General features: G+C 37.1%; 18 protein-coding genes. 11 read left to right on the forward strand and 7 right to left on the reverse strand.

Going from position 1 to position 20,332, the window contains the following annotated elements; genetic code table 11:
• Window positions 1-78: 78 nt before the first annotated feature.
• The gene (gene putP, locus MHB51_RS14030) at window positions 79-1,572 is read left to right on the forward strand and encodes a sodium/proline symporter PutP (protein WP_107943367.1); all 1,494 of its coding nucleotides are present in this window, start codon (window positions 79-81) and stop codon (window positions 1,570-1,572) included.
• Window positions 1,573-1,844: 272 nt separating this feature from the next.
• Here the strand turns inward: putP and MHB51_RS14035 are convergent, their stop codons facing one another.
• Window positions 1,845-2,306 (reverse strand): hypothetical protein, encoded by a 462-nt coding sequence (locus tag MHB51_RS14035; protein WP_342558413.1) that lies wholly within the window; start codon window positions 2,304-2,306, stop codon window positions 1,845-1,847.
• A gap of 373 nt (window positions 2,307-2,679) precedes the next feature.
• Here MHB51_RS14035 and hflX point away from each other — a divergent pair, with 373 nt between their 5' ends.
• Window positions 2,680-3,957, forward strand: coding sequence for a GTPase HflX (gene hflX / locus MHB51_RS14040; protein ID WP_342559489.1), 1,278 nt, complete (start codon window positions 2,680-2,682; stop codon window positions 3,955-3,957).
• A gap of 72 nt (window positions 3,958-4,029) precedes the next feature.
• Here the strand turns inward: hflX and MHB51_RS14045 are convergent, their stop codons facing one another.
• Window positions 4,030-5,364 carry an MATE family efflux transporter gene (locus tag MHB51_RS14045; protein ID WP_342558414.1) on the reverse strand — a complete coding sequence of 445 codons (1,335 nt, stop codon included), beginning with the start codon at window positions 5,362-5,364 and terminating at the stop codon, window positions 4,030-4,032.
• 219 nt (window positions 5,365-5,583) lie between these two features.
• On the opposite strand from MHB51_RS14045, the gene MHB51_RS14050 reads away from it, so the two are divergent.
• The 7 genes from MHB51_RS14050 to MHB51_RS14080 all read left to right on the forward strand — a co-directional run bounded on the left by MHB51_RS14050 (window position 5,584) and on the right by MHB51_RS14080 (window position 13,844).
• On the forward strand, window positions 5,584-6,414 hold the full coding sequence (locus MHB51_RS14050; protein WP_066169230.1) for a MerR family transcriptional regulator: 831 nt from the start codon (window positions 5,584-5,586) through the stop codon (window positions 6,412-6,414).
• Window positions 6,415-6,966: 552 nt separating this feature from the next.
• Window positions 6,967-8,454 carry a peptide MFS transporter gene (locus MHB51_RS14055; RefSeq protein ID WP_342471777.1) on the forward strand — a complete coding sequence of 496 codons (1,488 nt, stop codon included), beginning with the start codon at window positions 6,967-6,969 and terminating at the stop codon, window positions 8,452-8,454.
• 266 nt (window positions 8,455-8,720) lie between these two features.
• The gene (locus MHB51_RS14060; protein WP_342471778.1) at window positions 8,721-9,554 is read left to right on the forward strand and encodes a GNAT family N-acetyltransferase; all 834 of its coding nucleotides are present in this window, start codon (window positions 8,721-8,723) and stop codon (window positions 9,552-9,554) included.
• A gap of 404 nt (window positions 9,555-9,958) precedes the next feature.
• Complete coding sequence (locus MHB51_RS14065) at window positions 9,959-10,915, forward strand: ABC transporter permease (RefSeq protein ID WP_066169225.1); 957 nt, start codon at window positions 9,959-9,961, stop codon at window positions 10,913-10,915.
• Window positions 10,902-11,858, forward strand: coding sequence for an iron chelate uptake ABC transporter family permease subunit (locus MHB51_RS14070; protein WP_342558415.1), 957 nt, complete (start codon window positions 10,902-10,904; stop codon window positions 11,856-11,858). The genes MHB51_RS14065 and MHB51_RS14070 overlap by 14 nt, the downstream gene beginning before the upstream one ends.
• Window positions 11,855-12,622, forward strand: coding sequence for an ABC transporter ATP-binding protein (locus MHB51_RS14075; RefSeq protein ID WP_066169221.1), 768 nt, complete (start codon window positions 11,855-11,857; stop codon window positions 12,620-12,622). The genes MHB51_RS14070 and MHB51_RS14075 overlap by 4 nt, the downstream gene beginning before the upstream one ends.
• 172 nt (window positions 12,623-12,794) lie before the next feature.
• The gene (locus MHB51_RS14080) at window positions 12,795-13,844 is read left to right on the forward strand and encodes a siderophore ABC transporter substrate-binding protein (RefSeq protein WP_066169219.1); all 1,050 of its coding nucleotides are present in this window, start codon (window positions 12,795-12,797) and stop codon (window positions 13,842-13,844) included.
• A 213-nt stretch (window positions 13,845-14,057) separates the two neighbouring features.
• Here MHB51_RS14080 and fumC read toward each other — a convergent pair whose 3' ends face one another.
• The 4 genes from fumC to MHB51_RS14100 all read right to left on the reverse strand — a co-directional run bounded on the left by fumC (window position 14,058) and on the right by MHB51_RS14100 (window position 18,496).
• Complete coding sequence (fumC, locus tag MHB51_RS14085; protein ID WP_066169217.1) at window positions 14,058-15,449, reverse strand: class II fumarate hydratase; 1,392 nt, start codon at window positions 15,447-15,449, stop codon at window positions 14,058-14,060.
• A gap of 183 nt (window positions 15,450-15,632) precedes the next feature.
• On the reverse strand, window positions 15,633-16,643 hold the full coding sequence (locus tag MHB51_RS14090; RefSeq protein WP_066169215.1) for an ABC transporter substrate-binding protein: 1,011 nt from the start codon (window positions 16,641-16,643) through the stop codon (window positions 15,633-15,635).
• A complete protein-coding gene (locus tag MHB51_RS14095) occupies window positions 16,640-17,413 on the reverse strand; it encodes an ABC transporter ATP-binding protein (RefSeq protein ID WP_066169213.1) in 774 nt (257 codons plus the stop codon). Before MHB51_RS14095 ends, MHB51_RS14090 begins: the two co-directional genes overlap by 4 nt.
• 3 nt (window positions 17,414-17,416) lie before the next feature.
• Entirely contained in the window at window positions 17,417-18,496 is a 1,080-nt protein-coding gene (locus MHB51_RS14100; RefSeq protein ID WP_066169211.1) for an iron ABC transporter permease, read from the reverse strand.
• Window positions 18,497-18,792: 296 nt separating this feature from the next.
• Here MHB51_RS14100 and MHB51_RS14105 point away from each other — a divergent pair, with 296 nt between their 5' ends.
• A complete protein-coding gene (locus MHB51_RS14105; RefSeq protein ID WP_342558416.1) occupies window positions 18,793-19,128 on the forward strand; it encodes a hypothetical protein in 336 nt (111 codons plus the stop codon).
• 48 nt (window positions 19,129-19,176) lie between these two features.
• Window positions 19,177-19,773: a phosphatase PAP2 family protein gene (locus MHB51_RS14110; RefSeq protein ID WP_066169207.1), complete on the forward strand. Its 597-nt coding sequence runs from the start codon at window positions 19,177-19,179 to the stop codon at window positions 19,771-19,773.
• A 140-nt stretch (window positions 19,774-19,913) separates the two neighbouring features.
• Here the strand turns inward: MHB51_RS14110 and MHB51_RS14115 are convergent, their stop codons facing one another.
• A complete protein-coding gene (locus MHB51_RS14115) occupies window positions 19,914-20,303 on the reverse strand; it encodes a hypothetical protein (protein WP_342558417.1) in 390 nt (129 codons plus the stop codon).
• Window positions 20,304-20,332: the final 29 nt, after the last annotated feature.

The following is a 20,332-nucleotide window of genomic DNA, read 5'->3' on the forward strand; positions in this document are numbered from 1 at the left end:
CAATAAATTATATGTTTATTATAAGACTTTTTGATAGTAATCTTCTATTAAAAAGCATTTTTCAAAAGGAGGGGTATTATGTCAGATCACAGCTTTCAGTTATTAGCTATTATTATTTACATGGTCGCAATGGTAGTGATCGGATGGTATGCGTTTAAGAGAACATCTAACTTAAACGATTATATGCTTGGCGGGCGCGGACTTGGCCCTGCTGTAACTGCATTAAGTGCAGGAGCGGCTGATATGTCAGGCTGGTTATTAATGGGGTTACCAGGGGCAATTTATTTATCAGGAATGGTAGAGGCATGGATTGCCATTGGTTTAACAATCGGTGCTTATTTAAACTGGTTAGTTGTCGCACCTCGCTTGCGCGTTTATACGCAAGTTTCGAATGACTCGATTACGATTCCGAGTTATTTAGATAACCGTCTACGTGATAATACAAAATTAATTCGTATTGCATCAGGTATTATCATTTTAGTATTCTTTACGTTCTACGTATCGTCAGGTATGGTAGCAGGAGGAAAATTCTTTGATAGCTCTTTCGGCTATGATTATCATGTAGGCTTGCTTGTTGTTGTAGCTGTAACAGTAGGATACACATTATTCGGTGGATTTTTAGCTGTAAGTTACACGGACTTTTTACAAGGATTAATCATGTTTTTAGCACTAATTTCAGTACCGCTTTTCGGTATCTTTTACACAGGTGGTATTGGAGAAACAGTGGAAGCAATTAAATCTGTTAATCCAGAGCATTTAAACTTATTTGCGTCAACTGCTACGGTAGCGGGTGTCGTATCTTCACTTGCATGGGGCTTTGGTTATTTTGGTCAGCCACATATTATTGTGCGCTTTATGGCGATTAAATCTGTTAAAGAAACGAAGGAAGCGCGCCGTATCGGTATTGGCTGGATGATTTTAAGCTTAGCTGGTGCTATCGGTACAGCATTAGTTGGTGTTGCCTATTATCAGCAAAATGCGGCAACTCTAGGGGAATTAAAGGACGCAGAAACAGTATTTATCGTTATGGGTCAATTATTATTCCATCCATTCATTGCAGGTATTATGCTTGCTGCTATTTTAGCTGCAGTTATGAGTACGATTTCTTCACAATTAATCGTAACATCTTCTGCTCTTGTAGAGGATATTTACAAAGCATTATTTAATAAATCAGCGTCTGATAAGCATTATGTATTTATGGGACGTTTAGCCGTATTAGCTGTATCAGTTGTTGCTGTTATTTTAGCATGGAATCCGGAAAACTCTATTTTAAAACTAGTTTCATTTGCTTGGGCTGGGTTCGGTGCAGCGTTTGGACCTGTAATTTTATTATCTCTTTATTGGCGCAAGCTAACGAATATTGGTGCATTAGCGGCGATGATAGCGGGTGCTGTGACAGCGTTCGTATGGGGGAAAATTCCTGCATTATCAAGCGCTCTATATGAGATTGTACCAGGCTTCTTCGTCTGCTTAATCGTAGCAGTCGTTGTTTCTCTTGTAACATACAAGAAAGACCCTCAAATTGAAGCTGAGTTTGAGCAAACACTTGAATTACTGAAAAAAGAAAAATAGTAGAGGGCGTTCAATTAGCTGTGTGGTTGCCGGCTAGTTGAACGTTTTTTTGTGAGATAAATTTGTGGATAACCTTTGTGCAAAATAATATTAAAGAGGTGTTAGGAATGCAATTCAATCATCGAAGAATCATTAAGTTGATTTTAAAAAATCATTACAATACACTAGGGCGATGGAGCTCCGCCACAGTTTGTTTGCACTCTCGTTTACATTATTTTATTAACTTAGCGTAAGTGTGCCCATGACTCTATATTACATCCAGTGTTTCACCTTCATTTCTTTGTTGGGGTGGCGCTTTTTATTGATTTAATTAATCGAATAAAAATAATAATTATTAGTTTACCAATTATTATTGTTATAGGTAGTGAAGTTATAGAATATATGAAACCCCAAAGGATTCTACCTTTATAATTAATAGCTTGTAAATTTCCAATTTTAATAACGTCACTAATAATACCACCAATAATACTACTTGTTAAACCTATGGATAATACGCTTATCAAACTAATTTTCCATATTTCTATATTTTTCAAATTATCTAATTCTTTATTGTGGAAATAAGAACCTAAGAAACCAAAAACAATCATAGTTGGTATTAATAGAACATAATAAAGCCATTTATCTGTTGAAGATCCAATGGATACAGAAAGTATAGAAAGGATTAAAATAGATATTGTTATGGAAACCAATAGTCCAAAAATTAAACTTATTAAAATAGTATTAGCTTTTTTCATAGTAACCTCCCTCGTTTAATAATATATTTTATAATGTATAAAGACCTCTAAGCAATAAATTGCCTAGGGCTATTTTAGGTACTATCTTTTATAGTACACCAAAATTGACTTGTCTTTTTATCCCGTAAAAGCCCTACTGATTGAAGTTTTATTTTATTGAGATAATATTTATTTTACTAATCTTTTGACGTAAGACGGCATAAATTTTAGGTAGCAATATTCTAAAATTTCCTGTTAATTTATCTTTAGTTAATAGCTATCTTTTCCGAAAAAGCCTCTATTAGAAAAGCCTCTTTTTAAAACTTTACAACATAATGGCTTTTCACATATTTGTTATGTTAGGATTAGGGCAACTAGGAGGAAGATTATGTCGATGAGAGAAATTGAAAGCATAGAAGAACGCGGAATATTAGTTGGTGTAAATTTAAAAAATGATGAGCATTTTGCTTATTCAATGGAGGAGCTTGCCAATTTAGCGGAGGCGTTGGATGTCGAAGTAGTAGGGAGCGTCACGCAAAATTTAGAGCGTGTTACGCCTTCTCACTATGTAGGGACAGGGAAGATTGAGGAAATACGGGCATTTTACGAGGAGGCGGATGCCAATATCATTATTTTTAATGATGAGCTATCGCCATCACAAATTCGCAACTTAGAGCGTGACCTCGAATGTAAAGTGATTGACCGTACAATGCTAATTCTCGATATTTTTAGTCGTCGTGCAAAAACAAAGGAAGCGCAAATGCAGGTAGAACTTGCGCAATTACAATATATGCTTCCTCGTTTAGTAGGCTTACATGCCTCTTTATCACGTCAAGGTGGTGGTACAGGAGGTGGCTTTAAAAACCGTGGTGCGGGGGAGACGAAACTAGAGCTTGACCGTCGAAAAATCGAGGACCAAATTGCTAAATTACGTCGTGATTTAGAGCATGTCAAGGCACAGCGTGAAACACAGCGCAAGCAACGACGCAAAAATGCCGTACCTGTCGTATCAATTGTTGGCTATACGAATGCTGGTAAATCTACAATTATGAACCAGTTATTAGCGAAAGTAGGGCAGCAGGAGGACAAGCAAGTATTTGAAAAAGATATGCTCTTTGCTACGTTAGATACTTCTGTACGCAATATTGAACTAGAGGACCATAAATCATTTTTACTAACAGATACAGTAGGCTTTGTTAGCAAGCTGCCGCATCATTTAGTGAAAGCCTTCCGTTCCACGCTTGAGGAGGCACGAGAGGCAGATTTACTATTACATGTTGTAGATGTATCAAATGAGGAATATCGCTTTATGATGGATGTGACAAATACAACCTTAAAAGAGGTTGGAGTAGAAGAAATCCCGACAATCTACGTCTACAACAAGTCAGACTTAGCGGGTGTGGAGTATCCATTAATGAGTGGAGATAATCTGTGGATTGCTGCAAAGGAGGGTACAGGCTTAGAAGAGCTCCTGACAATGATTCGCGCACATATTTTTGCGGATTATATCGCATGTAAAATGCTCATCCCCTATGATGAAGGGGCAGTCGTTTCCTATCTAAATGAGCATGCGACAATTTTTAACACCGCATATGAGGAGCAAGGGACATTACTAAGCCTTGAGTTAAAGGAAGCAGACTACCAAAAGTATGCCAGCTATGTAGTAGAATAATGAAATTACAAATGAAAAGGGTGTCCAATAAGCCGGCTATGCACGACTTATTATTGGACACCCTCTTTAAATTTAAAGGAATACTTTTTGCCTTCTTAGTGCAATAAAAATGATAATTAATAATGTTGTTAAACCTTCAGCGACAGGGAAAGTCCACCAAATGGCCTGTGCGCCAAAAATTTGCGGTAAAAGCAGGAGCACTGGAATAAATAATATGAAGCTACGTAGTAGCATAATTATTGTCGCAAGGCGAATTTTTTCAATGGATTGGAAGAATTCTGCAAACACCATATTGACACCAAGGAATACATAGCCAATTGCAAACTGTGCGAAGCCTTGAATTGCCATATATTGTATTTTATCCGTACTATTATTGCCAAATACACTCATTAGCTGTGCTGGGAATAGCATGGCGATAATTGCTGTTAATAAACCAAAAATAATGGCTGTTTTAACCCCGATTTTCAGTAATGCAGCTAAGCGTTTCGTCAGTCTGGCACCATGATGATAGCTGACTAAAGGCTGTAGTGCCATCCCGATACCGAAAAATACTGTTAATAATACAGCATGAATATAATTCACCATCGCATAGGCTGTCACACCGTTTGAGCCTAAATAATGTAAAAATGTAATATTGAAAAGAATGATGATAAGCGCCATAGAGGCTTCAACGATAAAGCTTGGAAAGCCAATTGTCATAATTTTTTTCATTGTGCGAAAATGGAAGAAACGGCGTACGAACTTAAGTTCAGATTTCTTATTAAAAAAATGCAGAAACAATACAAGCATGCCGACGATTGTTGAAAGTGCTGTTGCTAAAGCACAGCCTTTGACGCCATAATCAAGCATAAAAATGAAAATATAGTTAAAAATAATATTTAGTACCGATGTTGTAATAAGTCCTACCATTGCGAGTTTCGGACTACCATCATTGCGAATGAAAATGCTTAATAAATTTTCAATTGTATAAAATAGACCAAACACTAAAATAATATGCAAATATTGTTGGACATAAGGATAAGTTGTATGGTCGGCTCCAAAAATATAAGCAACTTCCTTTAAATTCAGTAAAAGCAAAGCGATGATTGCTGTTACAATCGCAATCATCATCGTAAAAGAAAGCGTGAATACTTGATGTGCACGCTGTTTATTTCCTTCGCCGAGGGATATTGAAAAGAGCGTAGCACCGCCCATCCCAATCCAAAGAGAAATAGATAGTAAAACAGAAAAAATAGGAACCGCAATATTTACTCCTGCTAAAGCTGCTGCACCAACACCTCGGCTAACAAAAATGCCATCAACTAAAATATTGACTGACATAAGTAACATCCCTATCAATGCTGGGTATAAGTAAGAGAAAAATAATGGTCTTACGGGTCTTGTTTCGATTGCATTAATGGTAGTCATAGGAAATGACCTCCCTTATCAATCGCTTTTTCTCCTTTAATATTTAGCTCTCTAGTAAAGCTAGCTGTCAGTGGACCATACAAATAAATTGTTGTATGGCAATTTGTGGTGGGTGAAAATAAAAAATTACCTATAGTAAACATCCTATCAAAACCTTTCTATTTTGTTTCGTAAACAAATATAATGTATATAGTAACTATATAGTCAAGGAGGATGGAAATGTTTAATAAGAACGTAAAATACTTTACAACAGGTGAGTTTGCTAAAATATGCAAGGTCAATAAGCAAACGCTTATTTATTATGATCAAATTGGTTTGTTATCACCGGTGTTAAAGGATGACAAAGGGTATCGCTATTATTCCATTGCACAGTATGATTTTTTTAGTGTAATTGAGCTTTTAAAAACGCTTGGCATGTCTTTAAAAGATATTCAAAATTATTTAGCAGAGCAATCGCCTGAAACATTTTTAGCTTTAATGCATCAACAACAAGAAATTGTCGCTCATAAACGGCGGGAGCTAGAATTAATAGAAGAAATTATTAAAGTTAAAATTGCTACGCTTAAAGAAGCTGCTACTATTAGTTTTGATGATATTACAGTCGAGCATTATCCTGAGGCAATATTTTATTTAAGTAGGAATATAGAAAATGCCACAGAGGAGCAATTTGTCAAAGATGTTGCGGATTTTATCGATGAGTTAGACCGTTCTCAATTAGATACAGGCTACCCGATAGGAGGAATGACAAAGAGGGAGCAGGTGCTTGCGGGCAATTATACAAATTATAGTCATTTATATATAGAGCAGCCTTCCCCGAGGGAGGGCCACCCATACTTTAAGGCAATTGCCGGGGATTTCCTTGTAGGCTACCATAAAGGGACGACAGCTACCTTGCATCAAACATACGAAAGATTATTTAAAGTGATGCATAAGCAAGGCTATGAATTGGGACAATACGTCTATGAGGAATATATTTATGATGCGGTTGTCAAAAAGCGTGAGGAGGACTATGTGACAAAAATCATGATGGAAATTACAGCTAGATATTGATTGCTTATCGGTGGGAAAAGTTATTTCGCAATAGGGAATATGGGGATTTTAATTATATTATCAAATAGTTTAAATAATAATTTATTTTCAGAATATATATAATATACGATATATAATCAAATTTCTAATAAAAAACATTATACTTGAAAAACAAATTCATATGCTTTAATGTAGTAAATTGAAGTTGTCTGATGATTGCAATTATGCTATTAATATTTTTGTTAGAAGTCTCCATCTCCATAGGTGGCGAGCTGCATGTCATCATTAAAGACATGTTTCAGCGGGTAGCAGGACACTCACTGATAAAGAGGAACTTAGTCTAAGAGTGCCATGCTCTGCTTCAGCGACTGAGTAATCAACATCGTGTTGGCCTAAGCCTCCGGCGGATGTCACAGATTTTGAAAAGAGGCCTGCATGACACAGGTTAGTTAATCGTTGTCACATGACATGACGGTTTTCATCCATTTGCTCGGTAAAATCTGGACAAGAGTTAGTCGAGGCGCAATTGATTGTCAGAAACTTTAGAAACATTAAACGGAAGAAGGCATTTTTATGTATAGTAAGGAAGAGATAGTTAAGTCTGTTCCGCAAAAAGGTTTCTTTGGCCATCCTAAAGGTTTGTTTACATTATTCTTTACAGAGTTTTGGGAGCGCTTTTCTTATTATGGAATGCGTGCCATTTTAATCTTTTACATGTACTATGAGTTACATGAAGGCGGGCTTGGTTTAGATCGTGTCACAGCGAACTCGATTATGGCGATTTACGGATCGTTAGTTTATATGTCAGGCGTGATTGGCGGTTGGTTAGCTGACCGTGTTTGGGGAACAAGGAAAGCTGTATTTTATGGCGGTATTTTAATTATGCTAGGGCATATTATTTTATCATTCCCAGGGGCTTTAACCTCATTATTTATTTCGATGTTCTTTATCGTTATGGGGACAGGGTTATTAAAACCGAACGTATCAGCAGTTGTTGGTGATATGTATGCGCCAAACGATAATCGCCGCGATGCAGGTTTCAGTATTTTTGTTATGGGTATTAACATGGGAGCATTTATTGCGCCATTAATTGTTGGTGCTGTCTCTAAAAAATTGAATTTCCATTACGGCTTTGCGATTGCAGCTATCGGGATGTTACTTGGTTTAATCATGTTCTGGATGACTGCTAAGAAAAATTTAGGTCTAGCTGGCAGTGTACCAACAAATCCAATGGATAAAGAAGATAAGAAAAAAGCTATTCGCAATTTTGCAATAGGAATCGTAGTCATTATTGCACTTGGTGCTGTTGCATATGCAACAGATAATTTAACGGTTGCAGCATTTAGTTTATTAATTACAACGCTAGGGATTGCGTTGCCAACTGCATTCTTTATTATTATGTACCGCAGTCCAAAAACAACAGAAGATGAAAAATCACGTTTATTAGCATATATTCCGTTATTTGTTGCAGCGGTAATGTTCTGGGCGATTCAAGAGCAAGGTGCAACGATATTAGCTACATATGCCGATACACGCACAAACTTATTGGTGGGGAATTTCGAAATTCCAGCAGCATGGTTCCAATCTTTAAACCCATTATTCGTTATTGTGCTAGCACCTCTGTTTGCATTATTGTGGGTAAAATGGGGAGATAGAGGCCCATCTACACCAATGAAATTTGTCTTTTCATTATTTTTCGCGGGTCTATCGTTTTTCGTAATGGTGATTCCATCTGTTTTATCTGGTGGTGAAACATTAATTAGCCCTTGGTGGTTAGTATTATCATTCTTCTTAGTAGTAGTTGGTGAAATGTTACTATCGCCTGTTGGTCTATCTGCAACAACAAAGCTAGCACCAGCGGCATTCGCAGCACAAACAATGTCATTATGGTTTTTAGCAAGTGCGGCAGCACAAGCGATTAATGCACAGCTTGTTCGCGTTTATGAAGTTGTGAGCGATGCCACTTATTTTGGTATGATTGGTGGGGCATCCATTGTTTTAGGCTTAATTTTATTAATATGTACACCGCTTATTTCTAAAGCGATGCGCGGTGTGAAATAATTTTCTAAGATGGCGTCTGAAAAGTGTGCAAAGCACTGCTTTTCGGACGTTTTTTGCTTTACTAATAACCGTTTAAAAGGAATTATAGAATCTAGGCTATTTGAAATGCATAGCAGTAGTATATAATTAAATTTACAAAATATTAAGAAAAGGGGTATGATTTGTAGAAGGAAGCAGATAGGGGGACGAAACGGCCTATATTGTGGTGTATTCTGTAGAGCGACATATGATAAGCAATGAAGTATGACAAAGGGGGAAGAAGAAATATGTTGAAATCATTGACGATAAAGGAATTAACTACAATTGAGCAAATTGAGGAAGTGCGCATGCTAGAATATGAAATTTGGGCTGTAAGTAGTATTACTGTTCATCAAACGATTGCGACGATTCGCAACGGTGGAATCGTGTTAGGTGCTTATTTAGGTGAGGAGCTAGTTGGTTTTAATTATAGCTGTCCGGGTTATATGGACAAACAGGTTTATTTGTACTCCCATATGCTAGGTGTGAAGCGTAATTATCGTGAGCAGGGGGTAGGCGAGTTATTAAAAATCTATTTAAAAGATATGGCGATTGAACGTGGTTACCGCAATTGTCGTTGGACATTTGATCCGCTAGAAGCACGCAGTGGATTTTTGAATTTTTCAAAACTACGTGGTCACAGTGATACGTATATTGAAAATTGCTATGGTGAAATGGAGGACGTGTTCAATCGCGCACTATCAACCGACCGCTTATATGTAGAATGGCAGCTTGTTGATAATGATTATTTACGCTGGGATGCGAAAGTAGAGGAATTGCTAGACGAAGCAAAGCCAGTTGTTGACTGGAATTTGAATGTTGCAGGTCTACCGACGCTTGACTCGGAGCGTAAATTTCAAAAAGGGGAAACATTTATTCAAGATGCTTATTTATTGCCGATTCCAACTAATTTCCAAAAAATAAAAATCGAAAGCCCGGCTCTAGCAGAAGACTGGCGCTATAAAACACGTCACATTTTGCAGGAAATGTTCGAGCAAGGTTATAAAATAATTCATTTAATGAAGAAAGACGAGCAGATTAGTCATTATTTACTTGTGAAGCGTTCTTTATTTGCCCTGTGAATATTGTATTTTGAAGAACTTTGATATGTTCAAAAAATCTACATACTTTCAGAGGGGCTTACCTACTCCTTTATTAAAAATGATAAGGAATTTTTAAAAAACAATAAGGGAAAAGGGGGGCGTCTGAAAAGCTATTTTGAGACGCCCTCTTTGTTATGAGTAGCTGTAGATAGCCAATTTTTTTTGTATATGGATATGAAAAATGAAAGGGATAAAATTATTTAGTTATATAGAATAAATATTATACATACCTGTAATTTTGCTCGGTTTTTATCACATATTATTGCTTTTTAAAAATAGAGAGTTTGATTTTCACTATTGGTAACTATATAATAATGGATGGAAAAATGATTCTCATTTTCAGTGAGAACAAAAATATAAATATAGAATAGTGGGAGAATGAAATGAGACTTTGGATGCTTGTAGTGGCAACCATCATCTTATCCTTTATATCACTATTTATCGGAGCTATCGACATTAAACCGTCTGATTTATTAGATTTGGATTCAGATAAAGCACAAATTTTCTTAATGAGTCGAGTGCCACGATTAATGGCGATTATTCTTGCAGGGGCAGGGATGGGGATTTCAGGTTTAATTATGCAAAGTTTAAGCCGTAATAAGTTCGTATCTCCGACGACATCGGGGACGCTGGACGCCGCTAAGCTAGGCATAGTTGTATCGATGGTGTTTTTCACAAGTGTTGGCTATATGGAGAAAATTATCTTCAGCTTTGCATTCGCACTTATCGGCATGATGATTTTCATGCGACTGCTTGAAAGCATTAAATTTAAGGATGTAATTTTTGTTCCGCTTATCGGAATTATGTACGGAAATATTATCGGAGCTATTTCAACATTTATTGCTTATGAGGCAGAAGTTCTGCAAAGTGTGGATACATTTTTTTTAGGAAGCTTTACACTTGTCGTATCAGGTCGCTATGAATTACTTTATGTAGCTGTACCAGCAATTATATTAGCTTATTTATATGCGAATAAATTCACTGTTGCTGGAATGGGCGAGGATTTCGCTAAAAACTTGGGATTAAGCTATCGCACTGTATTAAATTTAGGTTTAGTGATTGTAGCGATTATTTCAACAACAGTTGTACTCACAGTTGGGATTATTCCATTTCTAGGGTTAATCGTGCCTAATTTAGTTTCATTATATTTAGGAGACAATTTAAGAAAAACGATTCCCCATACGATTTTTTTAGGCGCTGCATTTTTATTAATGTGTGATATTTTAAGCCGTCTTATCGTCTATCCTTTCGAAATACCAGTCAATACAACGGTTGCAGTAATTGGCAGTGCAATCTTCTTAGTGATGTTGTTTAGGGGGAAAGCATATGCGAAAAAGTAGTACGAAACTCATAATCTTAGCAGTTATTGCGATTATTTGTATATTGTTATTTGCCTTTTATAATATTCAAGGCGGCTTTAGCTACGCCTTTCCGAAACGCTTAGAGCGCATCGCAGCAATGGTCATTACAGGTACAGCGATTGCTTACGCGACTGTCACATTCCAGACTGTTACACATAACCGTTTATTAACACCTTCTATGATGGGTGTTGACTCGATGTATGAAGTTGTGCAAACAATTATTTTCTTTACTGCTGGCTCTGCATCCATTTTTGTTGTAAGCCGCTATTTAAACTTCGGTTTATCAATTCTCGCGATGGTGCTATTCGCATTGATTTTATATCGCTTTCTATTCCGTGCCGATAAATACCCAATTTTCTTGCTGTTATTAGCAGGGATGATTATCGGAACGTTACTCGGTAGTTTAGTAACATTTTTGCAAGTGATTATTGACCCAATTGAATATGAAAGTTTACAAGCGCGTTTATTTGCCAGTTTTATGAATGTGAAAACGGAGCTTTTACTTATTGCTGTAGTCATTTTAGGTGCAGCCTTTATTTACGGGTATCGCTTGTTACGCGATTTAGACGTAATGACACTAGGTCGTGAAAATGCGATGAATCTAGGAATTGATTACGATAAAATTGTATTAAAAGTATTAATTTTATCCTCTGTTTTAATTGCGACTTCTACAGCTCTTGTTGGTCCGATTACATTTTTAGGGTTAATCGTTTCGAACTTGGCATACCAATATTTTGCAACGTACAAGCATTCCGTATTAATTGTGGGGGCGAGTTTAATTAGTATTATCGCGCTTGTCGGTGGGCAATTCCTAGTACTTCATGTCTTTCATTTAAGCACGACGATAAGTGTCATTATAAACTTTGTCGGAGGTCTATACTTTATTTATCTAATACTGAAAGAAAGTAGGAGAGCAGCATGATTGAAATAAAAGGACTTTCTAAAAGCTTTGGAAAAAAGCCAGTCGTGGAAGATGTCACGTTAAAAATTCAACCGAAAGCCATCACATCATTTATCGGCCCTAACGGTGCAGGTAAATCAACATTATTATCAATGGTAAGCCGCTTACTTGCTGCCGATACTGGAGAAGTATTATTAGATCAAAACGATGTGAAAAAAATGAAATCGAATGATTTTGCGAAACGTGTAGCGATTTTACGTCAATCAAACCATTTAAACGTTCGTTTAACAGTGCGTGAGCTAGTGGCATTTGGTCGTTATCCATATTCAAAGGGGCGTCTTACAGCAGAGGACGAGGAGCATATTGATCGTGCGATTGAATATATGACATTAGGCGATATGCAGGACAAATTTTTAGATGAATTGTCAGGTGGTCAAAAGCAACGTGCCTTTATTTCAATGGTGATTGCGCAAGATACGGAGTACATTTTATTAGATGAGCCATTAAACAACTTAGATATGAAGCATTCCGTACAAATTATGAAGATTTTGCGAAAGTTAGTAGACGAGCTAGGCAAAACAGTTGTCATTGTATTGCATGATATTAACTTTGCCTCGGTCTATTCTGACCGTATCGTAGCTTTAAAAAACGGACGTCTTGTAAAAGATGGTCCAACACATGAAATCATTAACTCAGAAGCATTACGTGAAGTGTATGACATGCATATTCCTGTTCAAGACCAAGATGGCTGTCGTATTTGCGTCTATTTTAATTCTCATACTTAATTGTGTAAAAAATATCACTTATGCAGTGATTTTGTGAATTAAATGAGAATGAGTATTAATTTCAGAAAAACAATTGACAACATTAAACAGTTGGGGTAGACTAGTGATTGTTCAAATGAAAACGATTATCACTATCACTCAATGGTAGGCAAAATAGGAGGAAATAGTAGAAATGAAAAAATGGAAGTTTTTAGCTGTGCCAGCATTGGCATTAATGTTAGCAGCATGTGGTGCTGATGAGGAGTCCTCAAAAGACGAAACAAACAACCAAGCTGCAACAGGACAAACTGAGGAAACTGAAAATACAGAAACTGTGGAAGCTTCTGCATTCCCAATGACAGTATCTTCTTTATCAGCAGGTCGTGAAACAGAAGATGGTAAATCAGTTGCCTTCGAAGATGTAACATTTGAAGAAATGCCTAAAAATATTATCGTATTCGATTACGGTTTCTTAGATACATTAGATGCTTTAGGTGTTGAAGGTATTGTTGGTATCGCTGCAAACGGCGGTAAAGGAAATATCCCAACACATATTAAAGAAAAATATGTTACGGATTCAGTAGCAGACGTTGGTTCTTTAAAAGCAATCGACTTTGAAAAAGTAGCAGCTACTAACCCAGATGCAATTTTCATTTCTGGTCGCCAATCTACATTCTATGAAGAGTTAAAAGAAATTACACCAAACGTAGTATTCATTGGTTCTGATAACGAAAACTATGTGAACGGTGTATTCGAAACAGTAGATTTAGCTGCTAAAATCTTCGACAAAGAAGAAAAAGCGGAAGAGTTAAAGGCAAACTTACAAGCTAAAGTTGATGCTGTGAAAGAAAAAGCTGCTGGCTATGAGAATGCTTTAGTAGCAATGTACAATGACAAAAAAATCTCTGGTTTCGATAATGGTCCAGAATCTCGTTTTGCATACGTGTACAATGACTTCGGTTTTAAACCAGTTACAACTGACATTAAATCATCTTCACACGGTTCGGATTTCTCTTATGAGTCAATCCTTTCTGTTGACCCAGAAGTATTATTAATTGTTGACCGTACAGCTTCTGATGTAGAAACAATTAAAGCTGATATCGAAAATGATATTATCAAACAAACTCGTGCTTACAAAGAAGGTAAAATCGTTTACCTTGATGGTGTAAACTGGTACTTCTCTTCTAACGGTGTAACGACTGAGTCAGACAAGTTAGATGAAATCTTAAATGAATTAAACTAATAATAAGCGTCCAAAAAGCCTTGCAGTAGCTGGCATTTTGGACGCTTTCTTTTTGATTTTAGCAAGACATTAAAAAAGCCTATCCCACATTACTGCTAAACCTAATGTCTACTACAAAGGAAGCCTTCTACACTACCTCAAGCAATCCACTTTACTCCAACACCAAACAAAGCGCGAAACCGGCCGGCAACTGCACGGCTGGTTTCGCGCAACCTACTTCACATTTGGATAAATCATTGTTGCTGGGTCGACATATTCGTCAAACTGTTCTTCTGTTAATAAGCCAGTGGCAATAGCAGCTTCTTTTAATGTTGTGCCTTCCTGATGAGCCTTTTTGGCGATTTTTGCTGCGTTTTCATAGCCGATATAAGGATTTAATGCTGTGACAAGCATTAAAGAGTTTTCTAAATTATGCTGTAGCACTTCTAGGTTTGGTTCGATGCCTTCAGCGCAATGATTGTTGAAGGATTTCATGGCGTCTGCTAGTAGCTGTGTCGATTGTAGGAAATTATATAAAATAACAGGCTTAAAGACATTTAACTCAAAATTTCCTTGTGAGGCAGCAAAGGCTATAGTTGCATCATTACCAACAATTTGTGTGACAACCATTGTTAATGCCTCGCTTTGTGTTGGATTGACTTTACCGGGCATAATAGATGAGCCCGGCTCGTTTTCTGGAATAGTAATTTCTCCAATCCCTGAGCGTGGTCCACTCGCTAGCCAGCGTACATCATTGGCAATTTTCATTAAATCTACAGCGAGTGCCTTCAATGCGCCGTGTGCAACAACAGCTTCATCATGGCTTGTTAAGGCATGGAATTTATTTGCAGCAGATATAAATGTTCGGTTTGTTAATTGACTAATCTCCGTCGCTACACGCTCACCGAATTCTGGATGCGCATTAATACCTGTACCAACTGCTGTACCGCCGATAGCCAGTTCCTTCATGTATTGAATGTTGTGTTGAATCATATGCTCGGATTTTTCAAGCATCGCTACCCATCCACTAATTTCTTGACCTAATGTTAAAGGAGTAGCGTCCTGTAAATGAGTGCGTCCGATTTTAATAATATCTTTAAATTGCTCCGCCTTATTTGCAAGTGTTGTTTTTAATAGGCGTAGACGAGGTAGTAAATAATCTTCTACTTTTAAAACAGCCGCGATATGTAGTGCTGTTGGGAAAGTATCATTTGAGCTTTGTGATTTATTAACATCATCATTCGGGTGAATAATAGCGCCTTCATCAGTCTCTTCTAATAGTTGATTTGCTCGATTGGCAATAACCTCATTGACGTTCATATTCGTTTGTGTTCCACTACCTGTTTGCCAAACAACAAGTGGAAATTGGTCATCCCATTGACCATATAAAATTTCGTCGGCAACTTGTCGAATTGTTTGTGCTTTTATAGGAGAGAGTTTGCCAAGCTGCTCATTGACAGTAGCTGCACTTTTTTTCAGAATTGTCATTGCTTGAATAAGTTCAATCGGCATCTGTTCCGTACCGATTTGGAAATTCTCTTTACTGCGCTGTGTTTGCGCCCCCCATAACTTGTTTGCAGGTACTTTAATTTCTCCCATTGTATCTCTCTCAATACGGTAATCCATTTAAAACATCTCCTTAAATAATAATGTGGTATTAAATATTCTTTTCCCAATTGTGATGGAAAGAAACATTACAGTCTAAGTTTTTTCAGATAACTTAAGCCTATATGCGAAAATCTTGCGCCCAGTTGCAGACCTCGTCGTAAAGGAGCCGTCTAATAATGGTTTTAAGACGACTCCAACATATTATTGAAATAACTCTGGATACATTTCTTTGGCTAGTATTTCCATGCCATCGATTGTATTGTAGCCATAGCCAAACATATAGTTGTAATCAACGATATAAATCTGTTTATTTTGGATGGCTTTCATACTAGATAGTTTTGGATTTTCATAAATAGCATCTCGTACTTTTGTTAAGTCTGAGCCATCCCAGTTAGGTAAAATTAAAACATCAGGATTAGTAGCTATTAATGTTTCAAGATTTATATTACCTGTTTCCTCTTTAAAAACATTGTCCAATTTAATCATATTAAAGGCATCATGGAAAAATGTTTCGCCGTTAGCTGGCCAAACATACAAATCATCTGGGTCATTCGTATGCATGTAAGCAAAAGTTTTATGTTCTGTAATGCTTTCTAAGCTTTTTGCAATAAATTGTTGCTTTTCTTTTAATTCATCAATAAAGCTTTGTGCCTTGTCTTGCACATTGAAAATTTCACCTAGATTTTCGATGTCCTTATAAATCGAAGCATACGTGCCACCTGTAACAGACGATTCTAATACATATGTTTTAACACCCATAGTGTTTAATGAATCGACTGTGCCAACACCCCAATCGGCATTGTCAAATAATCCACCTCGTCCAAACACTAAGTCAGGATTTGTGCCTAGTGTCACCTCTTTGCCGACATAGCCATCACTTAAAATCGGTAACTTCGCATATTCGTCAGCAACAGTAGTGTCTGGTGCACCGAAATCTGCTCCAACACCAACGATTTTATCGCCTAATCCTAGATGTAATAATAGTTCCGCGGCTGGGCGAGTATTTGCCATAATGCGCTCTGGTGCCTTATCGAATACTTGCTCCTTTTTCGACCAAGCATCGCCACCCTCAGGTTTTGCAAAGTTTTCAATTGTAAGCGGGTAGTGTGCCTCGCTTGCTGTGTCCTCTGTTTTTTGTTCCGTTGAATTGCCACATGCTGCTAGCAATAGCATTGTAGCTAAACCAATTGCTAATAATGATTTCTTTTTCATAATGCTCCTCCTAAGCCATAAGCAAATCCCAATCCCTTTGTCACAGGATTAATGTATGTTTGGCATTGTATATGATATAAAGCTTCAATTGTCGTTGGTGTTAATACTTCCGCGGGTGTACCATGAGCGTAGATTTCACCATCTTTGACTGCATAAATGTAATCGCAATAATTTGCTGCCATCTCTAAATCGTGCAGAGCGGCGAGCACTCCGATATTTAATTCCTTCACACATGACAGTATTTCAAGCTGATAACGAATATCTAAATGATTCGTTGGCTCGTCTAAAATCATAAATTTAGGCTGCTGCGCAATTGTTCTTGCTAAAATGACACGCTGTTTTTCACCGCCTGACAGGGAGAGAAAACTACGTTCTTTATAAGCTTGAAGATTTGTGCGTGTCAAAGCCTCCTCTACAATCTCAAAATCTGAAGCCGTATCGGATTCAAGTATTTTTTTATGTGGCGTTCTGCCTAGCATGACCATTTGGTGAACCGATAAATCAAAGTGCATTTCGTTAAATTGCCCTACTACACCTAGCTGCTGTGACACTTTTTTTTCGGATGATTTTAAAACATTCAAATCATCTAAAAACACGGTTCCCTGCTGTGGGGCTAAACTTTTATAAATACTTTTAAGCAAGGTAGATTTTCCGCAGCCATTCGGACCAATTAGACCAACGAATTGCTTCTTTTTCACGATGACCGAAATATTTTTGACAATGTCCTTTTTTCCGATTGAAACGGCAATATTTTGTGCTGTTAGTTCCATCATTTACCCTCCGAAATTGTAGCCTTTTTTGATAATCATATAAATGAACAGTGGTGAACCGATAACAGACGTAATAATACCGATGGGTAGCTCAACATTTGTAATAAGGGTTCTTGATAATATATCAGCCCATATCATAAATAACCCGCCTAATAATAATGTGCCGAGCATAAGTCGTTTATGGTCAGCGCCAAAAATGCCACGTGCAATATGCGGAATAATCAATCCAACAAAGCCAATCATTCCCGCATAGGCGACCATTGTCCCTGTAACGAGTGCAGCAAGCACCATATAAAGCTTGCGAAAAACACTTAAATTGATACCTAGTGTAATCGCCGATTCATCACCGAGTAGCATCGTGTTTAAAATGCGATGTTGGAACAGGAAAAAGGCTGCTCCAAGTACAACGATAAACGCTAAAATCGGTGTTTTCTCCCAGCTAGCAGAAGCTAGGCTTCCCATAGACCAAAAAGTAATTGTTTTAATTCCTTCTGCATTATTCGCAAAAAATATGATTAAGCTAGAAAAGGAGCTACATAGAGCACCTATGACTACCCCTGATAAGACAAGTTTTACAGATGTTGCTTTACCACCAATACTTGATAACAATAAAACTGCCATTGAAGTGATGATGGCCCCTGTAAAGGCACCAAATGCTACCCCAAATTGAGCAAGTAACGCATTACTGCCAAAGCCTACAAGGATAGCAAAGGTAGCCCCTAATGAAGCGCCAGAGGAAATTCCGAGTATGTATGGGTCAGCAAGAGGGTTTTGTACAACCGCCTGCATCACAGCGCCACACAAGGCAAGTCCAACGCCAATAAGTAAGGCAAAAATAATGCGCGGCATTCTCACTTGCAAAATAATATTTAAATAGGATTCATTTTGCGTTAGCTCAAGGGAGCCTAGTTTGCCGTTTGTTAAAGTGTGTAAAAGTATATCCATTGATTGTTTAAATGGTATACTCACTTGCCCAATCGATAAGGAGAAAATAGCTGACAGTATAATGGCACAAATTAATAGCAAAATAAATATATAATAGAGTTTGCTAGTACTTGTCCGCTTTAAAGCTCGTGTATTCAAAAAGTATCTCACCTCGACTTTTATTGATAATGATTATCATTATCGACTAATTCATTCTAATTGATATTGCTAAAAAAAACAATATGATTTTTTTATGACAATAAAGTGAAACCTCAATCAGTGGATGCTTACTGCCCGTTAATGTGGGATAAAAAGCGTTGAAACATCTTATTTTTCTTAGCATAATAAAATGATGGAGTAGCTTGAAGATTATCTGTGATGGATTAGCTCAAAATAGTGACAGAAGGCGATTTATCCGTATATGTTAATATAGATAGTGCTATTTCTATGACGATATGAAATGGTTTGAAGAAGGGGATATGCACATGTTCGTTCAAATGAAGCGCTTTATTGTAACGGCGGGGAATTCATATAAAGTAATCGAACGCTTTGTACGTAAGCAAGATGAGGGTCCATCTTGTATGGAGCGGCAACAAGGCTTTCTAAGTCGAGAATTGTATGTGAAAAAATTGGATATCAGTCGAGAAGAGGTTATAGTGCTTATTTACTGGGCATCAGAGGAACAATGGGGAAAGTATAATGTGGATGATAAGTCAGAATTAGAGCAAGCTGCATTTGAGCAGGTAGATTATATTATTGAATGTATCTATACTAACTATCGAGTCAGATAAATTGGATGATTTGAGAGGATTAGGATAATTTAAAAGGGTGGAGTACAGATGAAAAAATGGATTTATGGCTTAGCAATCGTTACTTTAAGCTTATTTATTATGCTACGATTCACATACGAAACGCCGTCTTTCATCAATTTCGATGATAAGTGGGCGCAGCTACTTCGTGGCAATGAACTACTTATTTTTTTCCATTACATTGGTGAGCCAATTTTTGTTGTCATTGTAGCGTTAATTCTTGTTATTTGGCAATGGAGGAAGGGCAATTACGATGGGGTTGCCTTTATTGTGCTAACAATTGCAGTAGGCAATGTTTTGAATCAGTTATTAAAAAAATGGATTGAGCGTCCCCGTCCAGATATGGTAGACCAGCTTTTGTCCTTCAGCTTTCCATCAGGACATTCAATGACGGGCGCTTTATATTTATTAACTATTGCTTACTTGCTATCAGAGGGGCTGAATCGTAGTAAGAAAGCCTTGCTAATTTGGGCAGTCGCATTAATTTTAATATGTTTAATCGGTTTATCTCGCATTGCTGAGAGTCGGCATTTTGCTACGGATGTATTGGCAGGCTGGAGCATGGGCTATACATGGTTTATCGTCTGTATGCTATGGTATGAGCGCAGGAAGCGCGCTAAACTTTAGAACCAAAGTTGTAGTGATTGCGGAATAGCATCAAAAGAGTGATATAAATATGCAAAAGGAAAATTCGCATATAAAAAGGACTTAGCTTTCAAAAAGAACTGAGTCCTTTTTTCGTTGGTGCAGCATTCGAATTTTAATTATTATTCAATTTCCAATGCTACTACATAGGTAGCTATGTTATCTCCCCAAGTTCCTGCTATTTCAATTATATATTTTCCTTTTTCTTTTATTTCTCCAAATGAATTGTATGTTTTAATTATATTGCTACTGTTCCATAGTCTTATTTCATACTGTGTTGGTTCTATTTCGAAATCTAGCTTTATAGGCTGCGATAGATTAACTTTAGTCCCTTGTTCAATATTTACCATTTCGGTAGGAGGTGCGTGGTCTGCTTGAACAGTTACTTGTTGTCCTGTGCTTTTATCAAAATAGCTCCAAGCATAAGTTCCTCTATGAGTTCTAATTTCAATTTCTTCGATTGTTAGTTTTAAAGCGGGTGGAGCTTCCTCATAATTTGTAGCTTTGGACAAATTTACACTATCGCATCCTATTAGTACAA

The sequence above is a fragment of the Metasolibacillus sp. FSL K6-0083 genome, from assembly GCF_038630865.1.
GTDB lineage: Bacteria > Bacillota > Bacilli > Bacillales_A > Planococcaceae > Metasolibacillus > Metasolibacillus fluoroglycofenilyticus.

Excerpts from the sequence above, each read along its gene's own strand:
- MHB51_RS14105 (WP_342558416.1), top strand. The coding sequence starts at position 18,793 with ATGAAATGGTTTGAAGAAGGGGATATGCACATGTTCGTTCAAATGAAG.
- MHB51_RS14095 (WP_066169213.1), bottom strand. The coding sequence starts at position 17,413 with ATGGAACTAACAGCACAAAATATTGCCGTTTCAATCGGAAAAAAGGAC.
- MHB51_RS14080 (WP_066169219.1), top strand. The coding sequence starts at position 12,795 with ATGAAAAAATGGAAGTTTTTAGCTGTGCCAGCATTGGCATTAATGTTA.
- MHB51_RS14050 (WP_066169230.1), top strand. The coding sequence starts at position 5,584 with ATGTTTAATAAGAACGTAAAATACTTTACAACAGGTGAGTTTGCTAAA.
- MHB51_RS14090 (WP_066169215.1), bottom strand. The coding sequence starts at position 16,643 with ATGAAAAAGAAATCATTATTAGCAATTGGTTTAGCTACAATGCTATTG.
- hflX (WP_342559489.1), top strand. The coding sequence starts at position 2,680 with ATGAGAGAAATTGAAAGCATAGAAGAACGCGGAATATTAGTTGGTGTA.
- MHB51_RS14065 (WP_066169225.1), top strand. The coding sequence starts at position 9,959 with ATGAGACTTTGGATGCTTGTAGTGGCAACCATCATCTTATCCTTTATA.
- putP (WP_107943367.1), top strand. The coding sequence starts at position 79 with ATGTCAGATCACAGCTTTCAGTTATTAGCTATTATTATTTACATGGTC.
- MHB51_RS14055 (WP_342471777.1), top strand. The coding sequence starts at position 6,967 with ATGTATAGTAAGGAAGAGATAGTTAAGTCTGTTCCGCAAAAAGGTTTC.
- MHB51_RS14070 (WP_342558415.1), top strand. The coding sequence starts at position 10,902 with ATGCGAAAAAGTAGTACGAAACTCATAATCTTAGCAGTTATTGCGATT.
- MHB51_RS14035 (WP_342558413.1), bottom strand. The coding sequence starts at position 2,306 with ATGAAAAAAGCTAATACTATTTTAATAAGTTTAATTTTTGGACTATTG.
- MHB51_RS14060 (WP_342471778.1), top strand. The coding sequence starts at position 8,721 with ATGTTGAAATCATTGACGATAAAGGAATTAACTACAATTGAGCAAATT.
- MHB51_RS14045 (WP_342558414.1), bottom strand. The coding sequence starts at position 5,364 with ATGACTACCATTAATGCAATCGAAACAAGACCCGTAAGACCATTATTT.
- MHB51_RS14110 (WP_066169207.1), top strand. The coding sequence starts at position 19,177 with ATGAAAAAATGGATTTATGGCTTAGCAATCGTTACTTTAAGCTTATTT.
- fumC (WP_066169217.1), bottom strand. The coding sequence starts at position 15,449 with ATGGATTACCGTATTGAGAGAGATACAATGGGAGAAATTAAAGTACCT.
- MHB51_RS14075 (WP_066169221.1), top strand. The coding sequence starts at position 11,855 with ATGATTGAAATAAAAGGACTTTCTAAAAGCTTTGGAAAAAAGCCAGTC.